This window comes from Parasphingomonas frigoris, assembly GCF_036663815.1.
Lineage (GTDB): Bacteria > Pseudomonadota > Alphaproteobacteria > Sphingomonadales > Sphingomonadaceae > Sphingomonas.
In genome coordinates, this window is the sequence record NZ_JAXOJQ010000002.1 from 996273 (window position 1) to 1018844 (window position 22572).

General features: G+C 63.1%; 17 protein-coding genes. 11 read left to right on the top strand and 6 right to left on the bottom strand.

Annotated features, from left to right (window positions below; genetic code table 11):
* Positions 1 to 2 precede the first annotated feature (2 nt).
* The 6 genes from U1872_RS10090 to U1872_RS10115 all read left to right on the top strand — a co-directional run bounded on the left by U1872_RS10090 (position 3) and on the right by U1872_RS10115 (position 6115).
* Positions 3 to 401, top strand: coding sequence for a hypothetical protein (locus tag U1872_RS10090; RefSeq protein ID WP_332792745.1), 399 nt, complete (start codon positions 3 to 5; stop codon positions 399 to 401).
* A gap of 158 nt (positions 402 to 559) precedes the next feature.
* On the top strand, positions 560 to 1426 hold the full coding sequence (locus U1872_RS10095; RefSeq protein WP_332792746.1) for an AraC family transcriptional regulator: 867 nt from the start codon (positions 560 to 562) through the stop codon (positions 1424 to 1426).
* 144 nt (positions 1427 to 1570) lie between these two features.
* On the top strand, positions 1571 to 1990 hold the full coding sequence (locus U1872_RS10100) for a hypothetical protein (RefSeq protein ID WP_332792747.1): 420 nt from the start codon (positions 1571 to 1573) through the stop codon (positions 1988 to 1990).
* 4 nt (positions 1991 to 1994) lie between these two features.
* Positions 1995 to 3398 carry an efflux transporter outer membrane subunit gene (locus U1872_RS10105; RefSeq protein WP_332792748.1) on the top strand — a complete coding sequence of 468 codons (1404 nt, stop codon included), beginning with the start codon at positions 1995 to 1997 and terminating at the stop codon, positions 3396 to 3398.
* A 10-nt stretch (positions 3399 to 3408) separates the two neighbouring features.
* Positions 3409 to 4560 (top strand): HlyD family secretion protein, encoded by a 1152-nt coding sequence (locus tag U1872_RS10110; protein ID WP_332792749.1) that lies wholly within the window; start codon positions 3409 to 3411, stop codon positions 4558 to 4560.
* A gap of 13 nt (positions 4561 to 4573) precedes the next feature.
* Positions 4574 to 6115: a DHA2 family efflux MFS transporter permease subunit gene (locus U1872_RS10115; protein WP_332792750.1), complete on the top strand. Its 1542-nt coding sequence runs from the start codon at positions 4574 to 4576 to the stop codon at positions 6113 to 6115.
* A gap of 287 nt (positions 6116 to 6402) precedes the next feature.
* On the opposite strand, the gene U1872_RS10120 is transcribed toward U1872_RS10115, so the two are convergent.
* The 4 genes from U1872_RS10120 to U1872_RS10135 all read right to left on the bottom strand — a co-directional run bounded on the left by U1872_RS10120 (position 6403) and on the right by U1872_RS10135 (position 9212).
* Positions 6403 to 6768, bottom strand: a complete 366-nt coding sequence (locus tag U1872_RS10120; RefSeq protein WP_332792751.1) for a hypothetical protein — start codon at positions 6766 to 6768, stop codon at positions 6403 to 6405.
* A gap of 37 nt (positions 6769 to 6805) precedes the next feature.
* A complete protein-coding gene (locus tag U1872_RS10125) occupies positions 6806 to 7075 on the bottom strand; it encodes a hypothetical protein (protein WP_332792752.1) in 270 nt (89 codons plus the stop codon).
* A gap of 77 nt (positions 7076 to 7152) precedes the next feature.
* On the bottom strand, positions 7153 to 7386 hold the full coding sequence (locus tag U1872_RS10130; protein WP_443025360.1) for a hypothetical protein: 234 nt from the start codon (positions 7384 to 7386) through the stop codon (positions 7153 to 7155).
* A gap of 134 nt (positions 7387 to 7520) precedes the next feature.
* Complete coding sequence (locus U1872_RS10135) at positions 7521 to 9212, bottom strand: pectinesterase (protein ID WP_332792753.1); 1692 nt, start codon at positions 9210 to 9212, stop codon at positions 7521 to 7523.
* A gap of 262 nt (positions 9213 to 9474) precedes the next feature.
* Here U1872_RS10135 and U1872_RS10140 point away from each other — a divergent pair, with 262 nt between their 5' ends.
* The 3 genes from U1872_RS10140 (at position 9475) to U1872_RS10150 (ending at position 14730) form a co-directional block, all read left to right on the top strand.
* Positions 9475 to 12732, top strand: a complete 3258-nt coding sequence (locus U1872_RS10140) for a TonB-dependent receptor domain-containing protein (protein WP_332792754.1) — start codon at positions 9475 to 9477, stop codon at positions 12730 to 12732.
* A gap of 26 nt (positions 12733 to 12758) precedes the next feature.
* On the top strand, positions 12759 to 14048 hold the full coding sequence (locus U1872_RS10145; protein WP_332792755.1) for a glycoside hydrolase family 28 protein: 1290 nt from the start codon (positions 12759 to 12761) through the stop codon (positions 14046 to 14048).
* Between the two features lie 178 nt (positions 14049 to 14226).
* Entirely contained in the window at positions 14227 to 14730 is a 504-nt protein-coding gene (locus U1872_RS10150) for a hypothetical protein (protein WP_332792756.1), read from the top strand.
* Between the two features lie 202 nt (positions 14731 to 14932).
* On the opposite strand, the gene U1872_RS10155 is transcribed toward U1872_RS10150, so the two are convergent.
* Both U1872_RS10155 and U1872_RS10160 read right to left on the bottom strand, forming a co-directional pair.
* Positions 14933 to 18514 (bottom strand): ABC transporter permease/M1 family aminopeptidase, encoded by a 3582-nt coding sequence (locus tag U1872_RS10155; RefSeq protein WP_332792757.1) that lies wholly within the window; start codon positions 18512 to 18514, stop codon positions 14933 to 14935.
* 11 nt (positions 18515 to 18525) lie between these two features.
* Positions 18526 to 19410 carry an ABC transporter ATP-binding protein gene (locus U1872_RS10160; protein ID WP_332792758.1) on the bottom strand — a complete coding sequence of 295 codons (885 nt, stop codon included), beginning with the start codon at positions 19408 to 19410 and terminating at the stop codon, positions 18526 to 18528.
* Between the two features lie 592 nt (positions 19411 to 20002).
* Here U1872_RS10160 and U1872_RS10165 point away from each other — a divergent pair.
* Together U1872_RS10165 and U1872_RS10170 are read left to right on the top strand one after the other, a co-directional pair.
* On the top strand, positions 20003 to 20539 hold the full coding sequence (locus tag U1872_RS10165) for a hypothetical protein (RefSeq protein WP_332792759.1): 537 nt from the start codon (positions 20003 to 20005) through the stop codon (positions 20537 to 20539).
* A 473-nt stretch (positions 20540 to 21012) separates the two neighbouring features.
* Positions 21013 to 22269 carry a recombinase family protein gene (locus tag U1872_RS10170; RefSeq protein WP_332792760.1) on the top strand — a complete coding sequence of 419 codons (1257 nt, stop codon included), beginning with the start codon at positions 21013 to 21015 and terminating at the stop codon, positions 22267 to 22269.
* Positions 22270 to 22572: the final 303 nt, after the last annotated feature.

Below are 22572 nucleotides of genomic sequence, written 5' to 3' on the forward strand. Positions count from 1 at the left end.
AAGTGATCAAAAATAACCCAGTTGAGCTCGCACTGGCGTGGCTTGTCCCAGCGGTCGGCGCCGCGATCTTCGTCACTATCCAGTGCTTCTCTTATCTGAACGATTACATCGGAAGCGGCGGGAGTTTACAAGCCATCACGTTCGGCCCCGCGGCCTTGTTGGCAGTATCCATTTACTACGGTTTCTGGATTGTTCCCCCGTTGCTCGCGCTTGTCGGAAGGCGCGCGACCGACTGGGCCATGCTCGTCCTGGGCGGTCTCCTCGTCATCATGAACACGCTCGGCGGCGTTACGGATGGCTTGCGAGACGGCAGACATCTCGTCGTCTTGGAAATACTGGCAGTCACGCTTCCGGGTGCCGTCGCGCTGATCCTGTCGTGGCGGCGCCTTCGCTCGAACTGAATGCGACGGTGCCTATGCGTAGCGGCCAAGGGCATGTCGCTTTGCCATAATTGCGATATTGCCAAAATGCTTCGCAATTCCGCCACCCAATTGCGAATCGTTCGCACTGGAGAAGCATTGGTGGCAGTTTGAAGGTTGCCCCCAGGTGGATCAGAACAATGCAGAGCGACGATTACGAGGTTTTTGAGCCTGCGGAGATTCCCCGGCCCGTTTCGGCGGTGGGCATGGAGCTGTTCACGGAAGGTTTCGAGCAACCGCCGCATCAGCACCGCAAGGCGCAGCTCATCCTGGCGGTCCGTGGCCTCATCACCTGCGAGGTGGCACACGGTTTTTGGATGGTTCCACGGCTGTGCGCGCTGTGGATCCCCGGCGACATGGAGCATAGCGTGCGCTGCGTCGGCGACCTTGAAGTCTACACGCTCTTCGTCGATCCCGAGCTTGCTTCCAGTTTGCCGGCAGTGTGCAGCACTTTCTCGACCGGGCCACTGCTGCGCGAATTGCTGATCGCCGTGTCCCGCCTCCCGTCACTTTATGATGTCGACGGCGCTGACGGCCGTCTCATTCAGACCATGCTCGACCAGCTCGAGCGCGCGCCCGTGGGAAGTCTCCATCTGCCGATGCCGACCGACCCACGATTGCGAACCATCGCCAAGGCCCTGTCGTCCGATCCCGCCAATCGCACGACCATCGGGGAATGGGCCAGAATCGTCGCCATGAGCGAGCGCAGCCTGTTCAGGCTCATCATGAGCCAGACCGGCATGAACTTCGGCCGGTGGCGCCAGCAGTTCCAGGTGATGTTTGCGATCGAGCGTTTGACCGAAGGCGCGTCGGTGCAGACCGTCTCGTTCGATCTCGGTTATGAAAGTGCGAGCGCCTTCATCACGATGTTCAAGAAGGTTATGGGGCAGCCACCGGGGCAGTTCCTGGCCGCGCGGCGGAGTGTAGCTCTCCCGGCGACACCGCAACAGAGCAAGCCCAAACTCATAACCACAATGATGGACGCTCAGCGGGCGCTGGGGTTTTGATGCGCGGCCCACCTGAATAGCCAGAAGGCCGCACGAACTTCAGAGATTGGCGGTTTCGATAAATCATCTGCCTGACGGGCAAAATCCAAAGTGACATGAAGAGCCTATGAAGGCTCGGAATGATGAACTTGTTGGATTCAGGCCATGCTGGTGGACGACACACAATTTCCGATAGTGCGCATGCACTATAACCGCGCGGACGACCGAGGTGATGAAGTCAGCTTTAAGATCTTCGAAGATCTTCTGGAGCGTCAGAAGCTCTTTGTATTGATCGGTCTCGGCGCAGAAGCCGAGAAGGCTCAGTCGAACGAGGAACGAAAGCGGTTGACGCTGTGGATGAAGCGCAATCGTCAGGCGCTGCACACTTATGTTCGGGCAATGGTGTATGTCGAGCCGAGCCCGGCAAAACGCTTCCTTGCCCACACCTCGGCTCCCATTTTTCAAAAATTCTGGGGCTATCCAATCCTCATAGCGGCTTCCGAAGCGGAAGCCGAAGGCGTCGCCGCACGGCTGCTCGCAGGCGAGCAGCCCGCCCAAATCGAGGCGGAGCAGCCCAATGCGTAGCAGAATGATCTGGCCCCCGCTCTGTCTGGCAGTGCCGCTGCTCGCCAGCTGCGCGACCCTACCGAAACAAGGCGCGGTGCCGGCGATGCGCTCGGCCAGCGCCTTTGCAAGCACCACCAGTCTGGCAGCGCCCGCGACATCCTGGCCGTCAGATCGTTGGTGGGTGGGCTTTGACGACCCGCAGCTCTCGGCGCTGATCGAGGAAGGTCTGTCGGCCGCGACCGATCTGCGCGTGGCGCAGGCACGGTTCGAACGGGCCGACGCGCTGGTGGGAGAAGCGCGCAGCCGACTGCTTCCGTCCCTTCAGGCGAATGGGGAGATCGGCGGCACCAAGCAGAGCTACAACTATCTCATCCCGCGCGCGATCGCGCCCCAAGGCTGGAAAGACTATGGCCAGGCGACGGTTCGGCTCGATTGGGAGCTGGACTTCTGGGGCCGCAACCGGGCTGCACTTGCTGCTGCGCGTTCAGATGCTGGAGCCGCCCAGGCTGAGGCGGCGGCGGCACGCCTGATAATATCGTGCGGTATTGCGGAAGCCTATGCCGATCTCGCCGATCTTTTCGCGCAAAGCGATGCAGCGCGTCGCGCCGTCGAGGTCCGGCGACGCACAGTCGAATTGATGGACGGGCGACGGGCCCAGGGGCTTGAAAATGCTGGTGCCGTCGAGCGAGCGCGTTCGGCGCTTGCCTCCTCTCAGGGAGAGCTTGCCGCTCTTAACGAGACCGTTTCGCTCATGCGCAATCGGATCGCCGCGCTGCTCGGCGCGGGGCCAGACAGGGGGCTTTCCATCGTGCGGCCGACCGCACGTACGGCAGAGGACTTCGGTCTTCCCGCCAACTTGCCGGCCGACCTCATAGGACGCCGTCCCGACGTTATCGCCGCACGGCAGAGGGCGCAGGCGGCCGCAAGCCGGATCAAGGAGGCGCGCGCCGCTTTCTATCCTAACGTCAACCTTGCCGGGCTGATCGGACTTCAGTCCATCGGCATTGGGAATCTCGTCAAATCAGGCTCTACCTTTGGCACCGCCGGACCGGCCATTAGCCTCCCGATCTTCGACGGGGGACGGCTCACCGGCGCTTATCGCGCCGCTGAAGCCGACTATCGCGGTGCCGTCGCCGAATATGACGGCGCGCTCACCCAGGCTCTGCGCGAGGTTGCTGATGGGGCCGCAAGCGAACGTGCGCTCACCGAACGCGTAACCAGAGCCGATGAAGCCGAACGCGCCGCGACCGCGGCCTGGACAGTTGCCAACAATCGTTACCGCGGCGGCCTGTCCACGTCTCTCGATGTGCTCGTGGCCGAAGACGCTCTGATCGACACGCGGCGCAACCTCGCCACGCTCCGCAATCGCAGGTTCGTCCTCAATGTCGCCCTCATCCGCGCGCTCGGCGGCGGCTTCCGTTCCTGAAGGATCTCTCATGTCCATCGAAACCCTCACAGCTTCCGTTCCCTTGGCCATCGAAGAGCCAAATGACGCTGCCCTAAAAGCCAAGCGCCGCAAGTTGTTCGCGATGCTTGCAATAGCGGTGGTTGGCCTCGGCATTCTCTATTGGGCCTACAGCCATTTCATCGCGTCGCGGCACGTCTCGACCGAAAATGCCTATGTTGGTGCCAATGTCGCCCAGGTGACGCCGCTGATCGGTTGCCCGGTGCGTGAGGTGCTGGTCGACGACGCTCAGCGGGTGAAGCGCGGTGACATCCTCGTGCGACTCGACGACACGGACGCCCGCCTCTCCCTCGCGCGTGCCGAAGCCGAGCTTGCGCTGACGGAGCGCCGGGTTCGCGGGCTCCTCGCGACCGATAGTGGCCTCGGCGCGCAGGTGACGGCGCGCGCGGCCGATCAGGCACGCGCTGACGCGCGGCTGGTTGCGGCGCGCGCCGATCTCGCCAAGGCGAAGATTGATCTCGACCGTCGCGAAGCACTCGCGGCGTCAGGCTCCGTCTCTGGCGATGAGCTGACCATCGCGCGCAACGCTTACAGCACGGCCACGGCAAACCTGAAGGTGGCACAGGCCGAGAATGCGCTGGCGCAGGCCAATCGGACCTCGGCAGTAGGAAGCCGCGACGCCAATCGCGCCCTGATTGCGGACGCCACCCCGGAAGCGAATCCGGAAGTGCTGGCTGCGCGCGCCGCGCGCGATCAGGCGCGGGTGGACCTCGATCGCACGGTGGTGCGGGCGCCGGTCGACGGCATCGTTTCGCGTCGCCAGGTGCAGGTCGGACAGCGCGTCCAGGCAGGCGCGACGATGATGGTGGTGGTGCCTGTCCAGGCCGCATTCGTCGACGCAAACTTCAAGGAAGGGCAACTCGCCCGCGTTGAGCCGGGACAGCGCGTCACCCTCACCTCCGATCTCTACGGCGAGGATGTCGAATATCACGGCCGCGTCATCGGCTTCTCGGGCGGTACCGGCGCCGCCTTCGCGGTGGTTCCCGCCCAGAACGCCACCGGCAACTGGATCAAGGTGGTTCAGCGCCTGCCCGTGCGGATCACGCTCGATCCGAAGGAACTGGCCCAACATCCGCTTCGGGTCGGCCTGTCGATGAACGCCACCGTGGATCTCTCGAACTAAGCGGAACCAGGATATGACGGACACTGTCGCCGAGCCAAACATGGCGAGGCCGCTCACCGGCGCGACGCTCATCCTTGCCGCGCTGCTGATCGGGCTGGGTAATTTCCTTGTCGTGCTCGACACGACCATCGCCAACGTGTCCATCCCGCATATTGCGGGCTCGCTGGGCGTGTCGGTGACGGAGGCGACGTGGGTCATCACCTCCTATGCCGTCGCCGACGCCATTACTGTACCACTGGCGGGCTTCCTGGCTCGGCGCTTCGGCGAGCAGAGGGTGTTCATCTCGGCCTTCATAGCCTTTGGCACCTTTTCATTGCTGTGCGGCCTGTCCCGCTCGCTCGGGATGCTGATCGCGGGTCGGGTTCTTTTGGGTCTTGCCGGCGGCATGATCATACCCCTGTCGCTGACACTGCTGCTGCGGATCTTTCCCGCCGAAAAGGCGACTCTCGCAACGATCGTCTGGGCAATGACAACCACGGTAGCCCCCATTGCCGGGCCTATCCTGGGTGGCATTATTTCCGACAGCGCCGGCTGGGAGTGGATATTCTTTCTCAACGTGCCCGTAGCAGCCGCCGGCGCCGCAGGTCTTTTCTATCTGCTGCGGGGACGGCGCGAGGAGACGGCCCGATCGCCAATCGACGTGGTCGGCCTCGTCCTCCTCGTCATCTGGGTCGCATCGCTCCAGATCGTACTGGACGAGGGCCGCAACCGCGACTGGTTCGCGGCGACCGAGATTCGCGCAATGGCCGTTGTCGCGGCAATCGGATTCATCTCGTTTCTGATCTGGGAACTGACCGCAAAACACCCGATCGTGAACCTGCGCGTCTTTCGGCATCGCGGTTTCGTCGTCGCGTCCGTCACATATGCACTGGGCTTCGGCGCCTATTTCGCGACTGTCGTCCTTATCCCGCTCTGGCTCCAGCAGAACATGGGCTACACTGCGACGTGGGCTGGGTATGCGACCGGCATAATGGGCATATTCGCGGTGCTCGCCTCACCGGCCATCGGTGCTGCGGCGGCCAAAATGGACGTGCGGTTGATCATCTCGACTGGGGTCGCCGGGATGGGACTCATCTCACTTTGGCGCACCGGCTTCACGCCTGATATGACCTTTCTGCAGATGGCGTGGCCGATGCTGCTGACAGGTCCCTTCCTCATGATGTTCTTTATTCCCGTCACTGGCTTGTGTATCGCCAGCGTCGATCCGCATGAACAGGCCGACGCCTCCGGCATCTCCAATTTTCTGCGCACGCTCGTTGCCGCCTTCGCCGCGTCGTTGGTCCAGACGGGTTGGATCAACGCCGCGCGTGTCAATCAGTCCGCACTGGTCGGCGCCATGCAACAGGGGCCCTCCACGATCGAGGCGATGGTTGCGTCGGGCCTGTCGCACGAAACGGCGACGACCTTGCTGAGCAATGTCGTCGAAAGCCAGAGCGTGATGCTCGCCACACTCAACATGTTCGCCGCGGTGGCGTTGTGCTTCGCCTTCACCGGGGTGTTGATCTGGCTGGCACCGAAGCCGAAAGGTCCGATCGATACGAGCGGTGGGCATTGAGGCGTAGGGTTACCGGAACGGTAGGCTCAGTCGAGGACGTTCCTTCCCGGCGCCAATAGGCCATCCTGGGATTGCGACCGCTTTTCGCCGGTGTGCACCCGCAGACCCCTCGGATCCTAGTCGGCTAGACTTGCTGGCTCTTGAGCACGCCATCAGCATCCCACGAACGGCCGCTTCACCCGAAACCCGTCATCCCCCGCCAATGCTCACGAACGTCGGGTTCGTCCCAACCTCGGTCCTTTGCTATTCCGACCAACCGTCGTGGGTTGCCGCCGGTCCATTGCGGCTCACGTCGCGAAAAAAGCGATCACGGGTTCGATGAATGTGTCGGCGTGCGCGGGAAAGTCGAACATTGCGCCGCTCTTGTCTGAGGCTCCAGCCCTCGCCGCCCTCAACGAATGATAATCCACGTCCTTCAGGACATCGCCACGTAACGCGTCTGCAATCGCGCGCGCTCGGGTTTTCCAACCAGGCGCGAGATCTGCGGCGCAAAAATCTGGCACCAAAATGACCGGGGTCCGCCGTTGCGCACGCGCTGCCGAGACACTCGCCTTTAGTATGCCCTCCAGCGTTTGCTCCATTTGCGCCACCCGTATCGCGACCAAGCCAACGATCGACAGCGGCAGGAGGCCCGCATACCAGACTTGGCTCATCTGCCGTCGATCGATTTTGCCATGCGCTTCCTTGTGCTCAAGCAGCGCAAAGATAGGGCGCCGTAGATTCGCTGACGATCCCCTGGATCTCCGTCATCGCGCCATCGAACGCGAACTGGCCCCGGACGTGCTGGATCTCCTCGACCACCGCAGAAGTATAGCGACGGATGTCGTCAACCTGAGGTTTGCGTGAACGCAGCTTTGGTTTGTTTTCGCTCGCCTCCGGCGCAGAGCGGTATGCCGAGAGGGTCGGCTTCAACGTATCGTAGAACGGCAAGAACGCAGACAGTAGCGTCGCAACGCTCATCCGATCTGCGTCACCTGCGACAAACCAGCCAAAAAGGCTTTGTCATCGACCGACGTAGCCGCGCCGTGGTTGCCTGACTAATAGTCGGCGCCGTCCTTGAGGATCGACGGGTCGGGATGGTCGCCGGAGAGCAACGGATTTAGGAAGCGGCCATCGCCCTGGTCGGGCACGCGCTGGTTGTCGAACCCGCGGCGCCAGAAAACGGCCGGCAGCACTGCCGATCCGGGCGCTGCGGCGGCGGCCGGTTCGGTGGCTAGGGCAGCGGTGCCGGCCAGGGCCAGACCGAAGGCATCGCGACGGCTGATTTCCATGTCGGTGTCCTGAACTCGATTTCGTCGGGGACAAAGCCACCCCGCTGGCCGGGGCAAGCGGGGTGGAGGCTCCGGGTGGGGACTTTAGATGCGCATGCGGGGGATACCGCGCCGCTCGACGGCTAGAGCGACGATCATGGCTGGGGATTCCAGCCGGCATTGCCATTCCATTGCGCAAAGACCTTCGCGCGGGTGTTGAGCGAGGACAGATCGGCGGTGCTGCTGGCATAGCGCGTTTCGCGACCGGTCAGCGGCAGCGTCGCGCCGCCCGGCGTCATCGATCCGCTCTCGCGCCAGCCCTCGCGCGCCGTCGGCAGCAGATTGGGGACCGGGTTGATGAACCAGCCCGGGGGCGCGATGTGTGCGCCCATCTTCACGCCGATATACGCAACCGAATCACAATATTGGGTGGCATTGCCGGCCGAGCCGCCGCCGAGCACAAGCATCGTCGTGCAGAACCCCTGCGCCTGCGTCGAGCCGCCCGAGCGTGCGAGATAGGCCGATCCGTCCGGCACGCCGCTTGCCGCGGTCAGCGCCCCGCCGAGCACGACGAAGCCGGGATAGCCCTTGGCCGCGCGCGACTGGAAGATGTAACCGCCAGACCCCGGCGTCGTTGGATCGAACACGGTGCGCAGTTCGGAATTCTCGATCACTTCGGCGAAGGGATACCCCCATAGGAAATCGACATCGCCGGTGATCAGGCTGTTGTAGATCCACACCCAGCCTTTCATTTGCAAGGTATCCTGCGTGCCGAGGAAGTTCATGTCGGTGCCGATAAAGCGCGATCCGTTGAGCGTCGCCGAATTGTAGTAGATCACCTCGGCCTGGCTGTTCTGCGTGGCGTCCTTCATGTGCGTGTTGGCGAAAGTGAAGTTGCTCAGCTTGAGCAGATCGCCGCCCTCGACCAGCAGCACCGCGCGCCCGCCACCAAGCGACAGGCGGGTGCCGAGCGTGGCGGCGCCGCCGATGTTGCTGAAAGTGGTGTTCGGCGTCGCACGGCTGCCGCCGGTGCCGGGATTGAACGCTTCCCAGTTGCTGTTGCGCACGATCGTTCCGGCGCGGGTTTCCCCCAGGATCGTGAGATTGCTAACGTTGCGCAGGAACAGTTGCTCGTCGTAAATGCCATTCTTGAGCGTGATCGTCTTCGGGCTGGCAGCAGTTGGGCACGACAGGCAGCCCGTCGCCATGACATAATCGAGCGCGCCCTGCAGCGATCGGAAGTCGGCCGGTCCGTCGTCATCGACGATGAGATTGGTGGTCGAGGTCGGCGCGGATTTTGTGCGGAAGGTCCATGCGGTGGTGCCGCCGATCCCCGGAAAGCTCCCCGCGCCACCGAACGGGCCGTTGAACACCGACTGGTCGACCTGGACATAATAGGCGGTGTCATACGCCAGCACGCCGTCGTGCAGCTTGATCGTCGCGACGTTGCTGGCGACGCTGACGGGCCGATAATAGGTGTAGCGATACTGCGTGAGGCTCGCCACGCCGTTGCCGATCTTGTCGATCTCGGTATTGGCGGCGCCCAGTGCGCTCTGCGTCTCGCCGCCGGCCGTGACGATGTTCGCCGAAGTGTCGATCGTGTCGACCAGCGTGCCGTCGCTGCGATAGACGCGGATCGTGCCCGAGCCAGTGACCACCGGCGGGCCATCGAAGGTCAACCGTAGCAGCGTATCCTTGAACGCGGCGGTGTCGCCCGTCGCTGGCGAAACCGTCAGCGCTGCGGCGGTCGCGCTCGGTGTGGGGGTCGGCGTACTGCCGCCATCTTCGCCGCACCCGCCGGTCAACACCAGCATGGCCGTCAGCGACAGCCCGATCCGCACCTTCATTGCCATCTCCCGTATTCGATGCAGGATGGTTCGATCTCCCGCATTCTCCTTGCATCTTGATACCGGTGTCATTGCTCGTCAAGGGACGATACTGATCAATATGGCAGGCAGATCAGGCACTTTCGAACAGACTACTGAGCGAGATCAACTTGCAGGCGCAGAATTCGTCGATCCGACGCCGCTGACTTATTGACACCGGTGACATCGGCAAATCATAAGAGTCGTTAGGGCGTCCGCAGAGGCGTCACCTGGGGAGAGAGTCATGCTGAAGGTCGATATGCGTCACGGCGCATCGCTTGCTGTCGTCGCGGTCTGCGGGCTGATCGCGGTAGCCCCCGCGAACGCCCAGAATGCTCCAGCGACGCCGGATACCGGCCATGTCGCCGACGACACCGCGCAGGATATCGTCGTCACCGGTTTTCGCGCGAGCCTGTCCAATGCGGTCAACCAGAAGCGTCGCGCCAACCAGATCATCGATGCGATCACGGCCGAGGATATCGCCGATTTCCCCGACGCCAACCTCGCCGAATCGATCCAGCGCCTGCCCGGCGTCTCGATCGACCGCGACAATGGCGAAGGGCGCTCGATCACGGTGCGCGGGCTGGGCGGGGACTTCCAGCAGACCCGGCTCAACGGCGCCGACGCGCTGAGCGTCACCGGCGGGGGCAACGATCCGTCGGGCGCGAACCGCACGCGCGGCTTCGATTTCAACACCTTCGCGTCCGAACTGTTCGGCGGCGTGACGATCACCAAAACGACTTCGGCGGCGAACGACGAGGGATCGCTCGGCGCGATCATCGATCTCACCACGGGCCGACCGCTCGCGAACAAGAAGGATCGCTACGCGCTCGGGCTCGAGGGCGAATATCGCGAGAACGGCAAGACGGTGAACCCGCGGCTGACGGCGCTGGTGTCGAAGCATATCACCCCGACGCTCGGCATTCTCGGCTCGATCGCCTATCAGGACCAGCGCCAGCAGATCGATTCGTACCAGCGCAGCATCGGCCAGTTCGACTATGCGTATCGCTCGTCGCAACTCAACGGCGTCACGCCCAACACCTACGGCTTCGCGCGGCCGTCGAACCAGGGGACGGGTGCGACGTTCGGCTCGGATCCGGCGGCCTATGCGCTGATCACGCCAACCACGCTGATCCCGGCGCTGCCGTCGATCAACCGGCAGGATCTGCACTACAAACGGCTCGGCGCGACCGCGACGCTGCAGTGGAAGCCTACGGTCCACACCGAAGTGACGCTCGACGGCGTCTTCTCGAAGTACGATCAGGATTCGACGATCGCGGGGATCACCACGATCGGCCTTAACCGCAACGGCACCAATGCGCGCGCGGCGCAGACTGGCGCCAACGGTCTGCGCGCCGCCGGGACCGCCAACGGCTATGCCGACCGCGTCGCGCTCTATCCGACCTGTACGCCGTCGGCGGCGCTCGACTGCCAGGGGACGCAGGGCGGCGCGACGGTACTGCCGGGCTATTTCAACAGCCAGAACCCCAACAATCTCAACCCGTTCGATTATTACAATAACCCGGCGTCGCCCGGCTATGTCGCGACCGCGAACCAGACCGGCTTCTACAACGAGCTGATCGGCCGCCCCAACACAAAGATCCGCGCCGCCAACGTCAATGCGGCGGGGCAGGCCGATTATCTGGTGCTCGACGATGTCGACTGGCGCAGTTCGACGCAGCGCGTTTCGGGGACGACCAAGTTCTGGCAGGGGACGCTCAACCTCAAGCAGGATATCGGCGAGAGGCTGCATTTCGTCGGCACTGCCGGCTATTCGCGGTCAGAGTATAAGGGCACGACGCTGCTCGCCGAGTTCAACGCGATCGACAAGGACAATTACGTCTTCGACGGGCGCGGCGGCGGCAAGATGCCGGTGTTCAGCCCCGGCTTCGACGTCGCCAATCCGCAGAACTGGACGCTGGTGAAGGGGCTGTCGACGATCCGCTATCTGAGCGACGACATCGTCAACAGCTTCCGCGTGGCGCGCGGCAGCTTGATCTGGGACGTCAACGACCTGTTCAAGGTGCAGGGCGGCCTGACCTACAAGCGCTTCAGCTATTCGAGCCTGCAGGCGCGGCGCAACAGCGACATCGAAGCGATCAATCCGACCTTGGCCGAAGCGAAGCTTGCGATCACCGATCTCGGGCGCTCGTTTGATTTCGGCCGTGGCCTCCAAGTCCCGGCAGGAACGCCGACCAGTTTCTACGCCCCCGACATCGGCAAGTTCAGCAACGCGTTCGGCATCGATTGCAACTGCGTCAACAAATTCGGCGATTTCCGTGCGCAGGGCGATGCGCGCCAGGCCAACCGCGTCACCGAAAACGACGTTTCGGGCTATCTCGAATTCGACTGGGACGGAACGCTGTTCGGCAAGCCGTTCCGCGGCAATGCCGGCACGCGCATCGCCAAGACGATCGTGCGCGGGACGGGGTCGGTCGGCGGCGCAGCCAATGGGGTGGCGGGGGTGCTGGTCACCGCGCGCAACGAATATACCGACTATCTGCCGGCCTTCAACGCGGCGTGGGAGTTCCTCCCAAACACGCTGCTGCGTCTCGCGTCGGCCAAGGTCATCGCGCGACCGCAACTCGCCGCGCTGACCCCGGGAACGACATCGTTCCCGACCGGGCTGAACGCGACCACTGCGCCGCAGATCACGGTCGGCAATCCCTATCTCAACCCGTATCGCGCGACCAATTACGACGTCGCGCTCGAACATTATTTCGGTCGCGGCGGGCTGATCTCGGTCGGGTTCTTCATGAAGAATCTCGAGACATTCCCGCAGCAGATCGCCGGCGAATATCCGCTCCAGGCAATTTACGACGCAGCCACGCTGCAATCGATTTATGCGAGCATCACCAGCCCGACGCTGCTCGCGTATACCCAGCAGGGCGGCGTCTTTGCGGTGCGCCAGTACAATGACGCGCCGGGCGGCAAGATCCGCGGCGTCGAGGTCAACGTCCAGTCGCAATTCTTCTTCTTGCCGGGGTTCCTCAAGAATTTCGGCATCACCGCCAACTACACGCACATATCGTCGAAGCTCAATTACCTGACGAGTGCACAGCTGGCGACGACGCGGACCCAGACCGGAACTGCGGTCAACGTCTATGCGCAGGGGCCATTCCTCAACACCTCGCCCGACGCGTTCAATGCTACGTTCTATTACGAGGACGCCAAATTCTCGGCACGCGTCTCGGGTGCGTACCGCACGCAATATGTCACGCGCTTCCCGCTCGCGTCGGGGACGTGCGCGGTCGGCCTGACGACCAACAACGGCGCGGTATGCAACTCGCCCGTCGTTTCCGATTTCGGCTATCGCGCGAGCCAGCTCAATGTCGATGCCGCCATGTCCTACGCGCTGACCAGCTACGCCCGCCTGACGCTCGAGGGGCGCAACCTGACCAATGCGGCCAGCTATGCGACCCAATATCAAGCCGATCCGGTCGCGCAAAACTACCAGAGCACCGGGCGGGTCATCACCGCCGGCGTGCGGTTCGTCTTCTGATGGGTTCCAGCGTAAAGGACGCAGCGATGCGCTATTCGATATTTGCCGCGACGAGCCTGATCCTCGCAGCCCCCGTCGCCGCGCAGGATCGCCGTACTGTGACCGAGCCGCGCCTGCCGGTGGCCGCGTGCGAGACATTGACGCCCAAAGCGGGCAACCGCGCGTCCGATCTGCAAAGCGCGCTCAAGCGCTGCGCAGGGCAGGCGGTGCGGCTGAGCGCAGGGCGCTACGATAGCGGTCCGCTAGAGCTGCCGACGCGGACGACGCTGTGGCTCGATCGCGATGCCGTGCTTGCCGCGATCCCCGATCCGGCGCTGTTCGACAACGGCGAGCGCGCTTGCGGAAAGATCGACCAGCGCGGCAAGGGCTGTCGCCCGCTGCTGCACATCGCCGATGCGACCGACGTCGCGATCGTCGGCGACGGCACGATCGAGGGCAATGGCGGCCAGCCGATGGCCGGCGGAAGCGAGACCTGGTGGCAGCTCGCGCGCCGCGCGCAGGTCGAGAAGGGCAATCAGAACGTCCCGCGGCTGATCGTCGCCGATCGCGGGCGCAATTTCATCCTCTACCGCGTGCGCCTGGCGAACTCGCCCAATTTCCATGTCGTCGCCAATCGCCTGCAGGGCTTCACCGCCTGGGGCGTGATCGTCGATACCCCCGCTGACGCGCGCAACACCGACGGGATCGACCCCGGCGCGAGCGAGGACGTGACGATCACCAAGACGTTCATTCGTACCGGCGACGACAATGTCGCGATCAAGGCGGGCAAGACCGGCGGCACGCGTTACGTCTCGATCCTCGACAACCATTTCTACTCGGGCCACGGCATGTCGATCGGCAGCGAGACCAATGGCGGCGTCGCGCACGTGCTGGTCAAGGGGCTTACGCTCGACGGCACCACTTCGGGCTTGCGCATCAAGAGCGACGCGAGCCGCGGCGGGCTGGTCGAGGACGTGCATTACGAGGACGTCTGCATTCGCGGCAGCAAACGACCGATCGACATCTACACCGCCTATGACAAGGAGGCGCGCGGCGACCTGATCCCGGTCTATCGCGGCATCGTGCTGCGGCGGATTTATGGCGATGGCGGGCGGCTGATCGCCAATGGCTATGACGCGGCGCACACGCTCGAGATCGCGCTCGACGACGTGCGTTTTGCGGCGGCCATGCGATGGGAAACCGTGCACGCCCGCTTCCTGATCGGCAAAGCCGGCGCGGCGCCCAATCCTAACGGTCAATCGACCGAGCAACCTTCCCCCGCCGCGCGGTGCGATGCCGCATGGCTTGCGTTCCCGGAAACCCGCAGCGCGGGGTAATGCAGCGTTACGGTCGCCACCACTTTTAGCCGTCCCGCCCTCGATCGTAGCGCGCATCACCTGGAAGCCGACTGGCAGCTATCGGGCGAGAAAGCGTCCGGTCTCAAATCGACCATAGTCGGTCGTCCGCGTGCCAATGTAGGTTGCCCGATAGCCGCCGTTCATTCAGTCTTTGCGCATGCCCACCGACGCGGACCGTGATGAACTTGAACTCCGCGTCAGCGACGTCGCATACGACGTTGCGGACTTCGCATGGGCTGATCTGGTCGAACGCGTTCCGATCGGGATGACCTACACGCGCCCGCCGAACCAGGGGCCGTATATGTCGGTCACATGGGATGCGGATTGGAAAGACCGGGCTGGTGGCCCCATCCTTATCGAGATCCAAGGATACCTGGACCCCAAGCACGAGGTGCCGACTTGGTGGACTGGCGAGATCATTCGCAAGCGGGGCTTTCTCGACACGCTCTTGCGGCGACCCCACCGCGCATCAATCAAACCGCCTAATAGCATAGGCACGGGGGATTGCAGCCAGTGCGGGCATGCGATCGGCTACCACCATGCTGGCATGGAAGAGCAGATGCTTTGCACGGTCGATGGCTGTGAATGTTCTGGCTACGACGCAGGAGCGATGCCTCGAAGTTGGGGGGCAAACAGCCGCTATCGGCTGGGATCGAATTAATGCGGCCTGTCCGCTCCCCACCAGGTTGTGCCGTTCATATGCGAAACCGGCTTGCTCGAAACCGGCCGTTTGCCGAGATGAACGAATGGCGGAAGTTGAGGACTACTATGGGCGGCATGAAGGTCTGACATTGGGTCATGGGCCTCTTCTGCGGTCGTGATTGATTAGGGCTGCGGTCTCCCCTGACCATACCCCCTACTTCTCAACCCGTCGTCGCGATGACGTTGTCGTCCGAATTGCGGTCGATGCGAATGTTATACGGGTCAGACCCGGCAAATGCCGGCTTCTTCGCGGTCACCAGCCGGATGATCTGCGTGCCGCTGTGCAGCGGCAGGCGCTGCAACGTGAGCACGTCGCTGGCGGCGAACTTCTCGCGGCCAGGCATTGCCGAGAACGCGCCGAATTCGGCGACCTCGTTCATCGGTGCTTCGGTTTCCTTGCCCTTCCCGTCGGCGTAGAGTTTGTGCGCCTCGACCGTCAGCGCCGTCTCGTAGCGCCCGTCGGGTAGCCGGCGCGTCGCAGCGGCGCGGGTCTTCACGTCATAAAGCGTGATGCGGTCGAATAAGTCGGTGATCAGCGCGTTCTCGGCCGGGCTCGCACCCGTGCGGAACTCGGCGATCAGGTCGAGCGAGCGCGGATAGGGTGCCCCCTTGAAGCGGTAGCGCATCACGTAGCGCGAGAGCGCCGCGTTGACCCGCGCCTCGCCAAGTGCATCCTTCAGCCGATACATGACCAGCGAGCCCTTGCGATAATGGATATATTGCTGGTTCTCGACGCGATCGAGCGGGAGCTCCTCGATCACCTCGCCGCCGCGGCTGCGCAGATAGCGGTCGAGCTCGAACTTGAGGAAGCGGCGGATCTGGTCGCGGCCATAGCGCTTCTCCATCACCATCAGCGCGGAATATTGCGCGAGGGTCTCGGTCAGCATTGTCGCGCCCTGCATCTCGGCGCCGACCGCTTGGTGCGCCCACCATTGATGGCCGAGCTCGTGCGCTGCGACATAGGTGACGTAATCGATTTTGTCGGGGTCGGAGAGGTCGGCGATGAAGCCGATTCCTTCGGAATAGGGCATCGTTCCGGCAAACGCCTGCGCGAACTGCGCGTAATCAGGGAACTCGATGATGCGCGCCTGGTGGAACTGGTACGGGCTGAAGGCTGGCTGGTAGTAATCCAGCCCGTGCGCGAACGCGGCGAGCATCCGGTCGACGTTCGCGGCATGCCGTGCGTCGTAATAGACCGCCAGATCGATGCCGCTGTGCTTGACGTGCTTTTCCAGATAGCGCGCCGACTGGATCGACCAGAAATTGTTGATCGGCGCGGTCGTCACGAAATGTACAGTGCGGCGGCCGTTCGCGACAGTATCGCTCAGCTTGTCGCCGGGCGCGATCGGCGTCTGGTCGGCATCGGTGATGACGGTGATGTCGCTGCTGATCCAGTCCGTGCCGATCTCGTTTTGCCGGGTCGCGCGCAAATCCTCAAGCTTGGCCGGGCGCAATTCGGGGACGAGGCCGTAACGGCGGCGCTTGACGCGATCCTGCAGCAAGCCACCGCGGTTCATGCCGATGGCCGGCGCAATCTCGCTATTGTCGAGGAAAGTGCCGTTATCCACCAGCCGCGTGTCGTTGCCGCCGTTGCGGAAGCCGCGCTGGCCGCGCTCGCTGCGGAACGCGAGCGTGGTCGTGGCGCCGGGCGCGAGCGGCGCGGCGAGGCGGTAGATGCGGTATTGGTACGCCGGATAGTCGCGCGCCAGCGTCGCGCCTGGGAGTGCGAGCGAAACCAGCTTCGTGTCGCGATCGGACAGGCGGACGTGGATGTCGCGGATCGGCTGCGCGGTGCGATTGATCAACGTCAGTACGCCGGTGGCGGTCATGTGCGGCGCGTGCGGGCGAAGGTCTACTGCGATCTTGACCGACAGCACATTGGGTTGCGGCACCTTCTCAAAGGCGAGCAGCGTCTTCTCGTAATCGGCCGAGAATTTGTCGTTGGCGATCGGCGTGCGGTATTCGTTCCATATATGCGTGTTGATGAACACCCATGCGCCGGTCAGCGTGAACACCGTCAACGCCGCCGCGGCAAGGATTCCCGCCGGCCCCGCCAGCCGGCGCGGCAAGCGCTTCAGCCGCGGCAGCAACCGTGTTTCGGTCCCGCGCCGCCACAGCGCATGCGCCAGCACGAGCAGAAACACCGCGAAGGCCGACCAGTAGACCCGTAGCCAAAACGCGCCTTGCCAGAAGCGCCCAAGCCCGTTCATATCAGACAACGGCATCGCCGGTGCCTGCGCGTAATTGTAGAGCGCGTCGCCAAAGCCGAGATTGGCGAAGGTGGTGCGCGCCACGAGATACAGGACCATCAAGCCCCAGCCGACGAACTTGTGCGGGCTGATCGCCTGGAAGAACACCGCCAGCACCGCGAGCAGCGTGAAGAAGACCGTGTTCGGCAACACGTACCACAGCAGGTATTTGCCGATCTCGAAATCGGCATAGCCATGCACCAGCTGCATCGCCATTCCGCCGAACACGCTGACGACGAGCGTGGAGAATAGCACCAGCGTCACCGCCAGCGCTTTTGGCACGACATAGGCCCAGTCGGGAATCGCGCTCGCGTCGATGATCTCGTGGATCTTGCGCTCGCGCTCGCGCCAGACGAGCTCGCCCGAATAATAGATCGCGATGATGATCGGGATCAGCCCGAACGATCCCTCGAGCAAGTCGATCACGATGCGCGTCACCGGCTTGACCGGGGTCCCGAAAATCTCACCCAGGTCGATGAGAGAGCCGACCGCGTTGAACAGTCCGAGCGCCAGGAGAATGAAATAGGCCGGGCTCTTGAACACCTGGCCGAGTTCGAGCCGGGTCCGCGTGGTCAGCTGCGCCCATGCCGTCGCGCGGCCGAACTGCGGTTTCGGCAACGGCCCGGCGGGTGGCGGGGCGGCGGACGCTTCGGCGCGAAGCTCCAGCTTCTGCGCCTTGCGCGCCGCCTTGGACGGGCGCGATTCGAAGCGGAAGGTGGCATAGGCCATCGCGAGCGCGGCAAGACCGACCCCGACCGCGAGCCCCCGATTGAACAGCAGCATCCCGTCGATCGGCAGCGTCAGTGTGTTGCGGTCGGCCGCGGTCCAGTATTTGGTAGCATAGGAGACCGCGCCGAAACCGAGCGGTTCGCCATAGGCACCCGCCACTTCGTAGAGCGGATTGCGGTCGAGCACGACTGTCGCGATCGTCCACAGGATGAGGAACGCGACCACGCCGAGGTAGGTCGCCATCATCGAGCGCGTGACGGTGGCGAGCGCGAAGAACAGTGCCGACGTCAGCAGGAGATTGGGTAGCGCGATCCACAGATAGGGCGAAAGATAATAGGACAGGCGATTGGCGCCGACCAGTTCGCTGTCGACCCACGGCATATGCGAGCCGACCCAGATCGCCAGCGGGATCACCAGATAGCCGAGCGCGGCTGCGACGAACGCCCCGGCAAAGCGACCGAGCAGATACGGCGCCTTGGTGATCCGCGTGGCACGCACGATCGGCCCGAAGCCGCTCTCGTCGTCGCGCACGATCACGTTAGCGACGAATGCGGTCGAGACGAACATGTAGAACAGCGACAGGATCAGCATGATCTGCGCGATCGCGAACGGCGCGTTCTTGTGGACGTTGCCGCCCGATCCGATCTGGATCTGGTCAACCGTGCTCGCCGCGAAGGTCAGCAGGAAGAAAATGACCACCGCCACCCAGAACACCGGATTGCGCAGCTGATAGCGAAGCTCGAAGCCGAAGATGCTCACGAACATTTCCGCGGCCCTCAGGCGGCGCGACGCGAAGCGTCGAGTGTCGAGAAATAGACGTCTTCGAGCCCGCCCGAGACCGCGGCGAAGCCGTCGCCCGGGTCGGTATCCGACATCACATGGACGATCGTGCGGCCCGCGAATAGTCGGGTCGAGATGACGCGGTAGGCGCTGCGGACATGTTCTAGGTCCGCGCGGTCGATCGCCTTTTGCCAGATTCGCCCACGCGTATTCGCGATCAGGTCGAGCGGCGCGCCCTCCAGCAGGATGCGCCCATCGGCCAGCACCGCCATGCGCGGGCACAGGTCGGCGACGTCCTCGACGATATGGGTCGACAGGATCACCACCACACCCTCGCCGATCTCGCCCAGCAGGTTGAGGAAGCGGTTGCGCTCCTCGGGGTCGAGGCCTGCGGTGGGCTCGTCGACGATGATGAGGCGCGGCCCCCCGATCAGCGCCTGCGCGATCCCGAAGCGCTGCCGCATCCCGCCCGAGAAGCCCGCGAGCGCCTTCTTGCGAACTGCCCACAGGTTGACCTGGTTGAGCAGTCCCTCGACCGTCGCCTTGCGGTCCGCGCTGCCGGATATGCCCTTGAGCACCGCCATGTGATCCAGCATGTCATAGGCCGAGACGCGCGGGTAGACGCCGAAATCCTGCGGCAGATAGCCGAGCGTGCGGCGCAACCGTTCGGGCTCGGCGATGACGTCGATGTCGTCGAAGCGGATGCGCCCGGCGGTCGGGGTCTGCAGCGTCGCGATCGTCCGCATCAGCGTCGATTTTCCCGCGCCGTTGGGACCAAGCAGGCCGAACATGCCGGCGGGAATATCGAGATTTACTGCGTCGAGCGCGCGCGTCCCGTTACCGTAAACATGGCTGAGCGATTCGATCGTGAGCACCAGCATCCCCCGCTTGTTGGGGAAGCTTATTCCGGTGTATTAAGGATGTAAAGCGCTGGAGCCAGATGGGCTGCCCAAGCCTACGCACGGCCAAGCGTGTTGGCATGGGTGACCCGTCGATAAGGTCACCGGAGACCGTCGGACCCAGATGAACGAATGTCCGCCCTCGTAAAACGCGGAGGTCGTGCTGCACGTCCGCTTCTGGGTCTACCGGCTGTCCGAGCGCCGCTCGATGAGGTTAGAGTCGAAGGCCAATCGCCTAGTTCGGGACTCTCGTGACAATTTGAAACCTTGTGGCGACAATCCGCCCTCGGCGCGGCGCAAATCTGTGTCGTTCCGCCCATCCGCCCCGCCTACCTTACCGGCCATACTGCGCGAGAGTTTGCTCTTCTGAGCGATAAACAGATTCAGTAGTGCCGCAAATTCAGGCTCGGTTCTTGTCGCAGATCCACGTCAGCAACGCCAAGGTGCCCATTCAGGCGGCCCCGCCATCGGCATGTCCGATGAATAATTAGTTTCAGATTGAAGATTCGAATGAACTCCGAAGGAGGAAATTCAAGAGCGCCGATGGCGAATATGGAAAGAAGGACCCTAAGAGATGACGATGAACGACAACGGCGACGCTGAACACGAGCCTGATGTGGTGGGTGAAAGCCGCAACCGCATCGTCGCAGCGATCCGGCAGATGCTCGTGCCCGAGGGCTCGGACGTGAACGATGAACCTGTCATGTTCCTGTCGGGCGATCGGTTCGACCTCGACGTAATCAGGCTCGCTGGTACCTTCGCGAGCGAGCTCGACTGCGACGTGGTCTTCGTCGAGTTCAGCGCCGGGAAGTCAGCACTGCGACCGGGCAGCATTCACATCGTGGCGGCGCGCGACGGCGCTTGTTGGATCGTGCGTGAACCCGACCTCTGGGCCGACCGAACCGGCAACCAAGTGGCGATCGTGCCGAAGCGGCATACGGGCTACCTGATCTGTGACGGCGAGGAGTTTGTGCATCTGTCGGGCAAGCCTGCATCTGTGCTGACGCCAGGAAACGCTCGTGCACGGGCGGCAGTCATCGCACGGGCCGAAGCGTTTTCGCTAGAGGATGCGCGGCGATCCTATGGTCCATTTGACCGCAAAGCGGCGTAATCAGGCGCTGGGGCGGCGACCGCAGGCGATCCCCGGTTCGGCCGTCCGCGGTTAAAGCATGCGGGATGTCTATATTCGCTTATTCCCCGCCAAGCGCGAAAGCCGTGATTCTGGATTAGCCCTGTGGGTAGGATGGAGTCTCCGCGCCGCTGAAATGCCCATTTGCAATGCATGTCGGCCCCCTCGCCTTCCTGCCTACACGATCTCGCGATCGAGCTCGCACGCCTGGTAGCGCGCGACCTTGCCGGCCAGACATTGAAGAGAGCTGACAATACGAAAAAGCGGGGCGGAGAAAAGGTATGACCCACGGGCCCGCTTTGTACCGGAGACTTCAGGACCGCGAGAACCTCGGCAGCATGGAATGGCGTGGCACCGCGCAGGTTCGGAGGCCGTACGGTATTATGCCAGGTCAGACATATTGGTCACAGAGCCATAGCCCGAAGAAAGAAGTGGAAGATGGCGGAAGGATAAAAATGAATATGCGCTGCGCAGTCTATGCCCGCTTTTCGACCGACAAGCAGGATGTCGTTTCGATCGACACCCAGCTTATGATGTGCAGGCGTGAGATCGAGCGGGAAGGCTGGACCGAGGTCGCCTGTTTTATCGATCCAGCGGAGTCCGCCGCGACGCTTCATCGGCCAGGTATGCAAGCACTGCTGGCTGCAGTCGCTGCGGGCGAAGTCGACGTCGTGAATGCCGATGCGATGGATCGCCTGTCGCGTAGCCAAGCGGACATTGCGACGGTCTACGAGCGCCTGCGCGTTCGTGGAATCCTCCTCGCGACGCGCAAGGAAGGAATGGTCACGCCGCTGCACATCGGAATGATGGGGACTATCAACGCCGAGCAGCTCAGCGCAACCAGCGAGAAAACGCGAGATGCTCTGGTCAGACGTCACGCGATCGGCCGCAATCCCGGTGGCGTCGCCTATGGCTATGACAAGCGTATTGCGCATGACGCAAACGGCGAGCGACTCCGCGGCCTAAAGCAGATCGTGCCGCATGAGGCGGTCATCGTGGCGCGGATCATGGACGAATATACGGCCGGCCGATCACCGATCGCTATCATACGTCAGCTCAAACTCGAGGGCGTGCTGCCCCCGCGTAGCCAGCGACGCGATAAGCGCTTGGCGGCCAAGCCGCCCGCATGGACGCCTAATACGCTGACCGGCAACGCAGCACGAGGGACCGGCATCCTGAACAACATCCTGTACACCGGCTACAGGCCGTATCTGAAACAGAGGTTCCGCAAAAACCCCGACACGGGCAAACGCCACGGTTTTCTGGTCGCCGATGACGACCGCGCCGAGCTTGTCGAGGTGCTAGATCTGAGGATCGTGACGGACGACCTATGGGGGAGTGTGAAAGCGCGTCAATCGACCCTAGCGCAGGGCCCGAAGCAGACGCGCCTCCCCTTTCATGGCCGTCAGCTTCCGAGGTATCTCCTCACCGGCAAAATGACGTGCGGTGAGTGCGGTGCAAGCTACGCGAAGTCGGGAAAAACCCGCTTCGGATGCCAAGGCTCGGCCAAGAAGGGACCGACCTGGTGCGGCAACCGCCTAACCATCCGCCAGGATGAACTCGATGCGCGGGTCCTCGCAGGTGTGCAAAACGAGATGCTGCGTCCCGAGGTCTTTGCGATCTTCCTCGATAGGTATCCGCGCGAGATCGCCCGCCTGCAAACACTGGCCATTGAGGCGGCGCCTGCGCGCGAGAGCGAACTCGCCGACTAGGCTTGTAGTGGCGATCACGGATACTGGCGTAGCTGACCTGCAGTTCCTTGAGGGCCATGGGGGTATCTTCTGCGTGGATGCAGGATGAACCCTCAAAATACCCCCGAGTGCAAAATCGATGCCGTGGAGCAAAAAAGCACACGACAGCACGTTGAGAGCGGGTACGCCCCCGAGTTAGACCACAGGAAAAAGGCACAAAAAAACCGCCTCGGGTTTTCCTGAGACGGTTGGTGTGTGTGTTTGTATGGTTGCGGGGACAGGATTTGAACCTGTGACCTTCAGGTTATGAGCCTGACGAGCTAC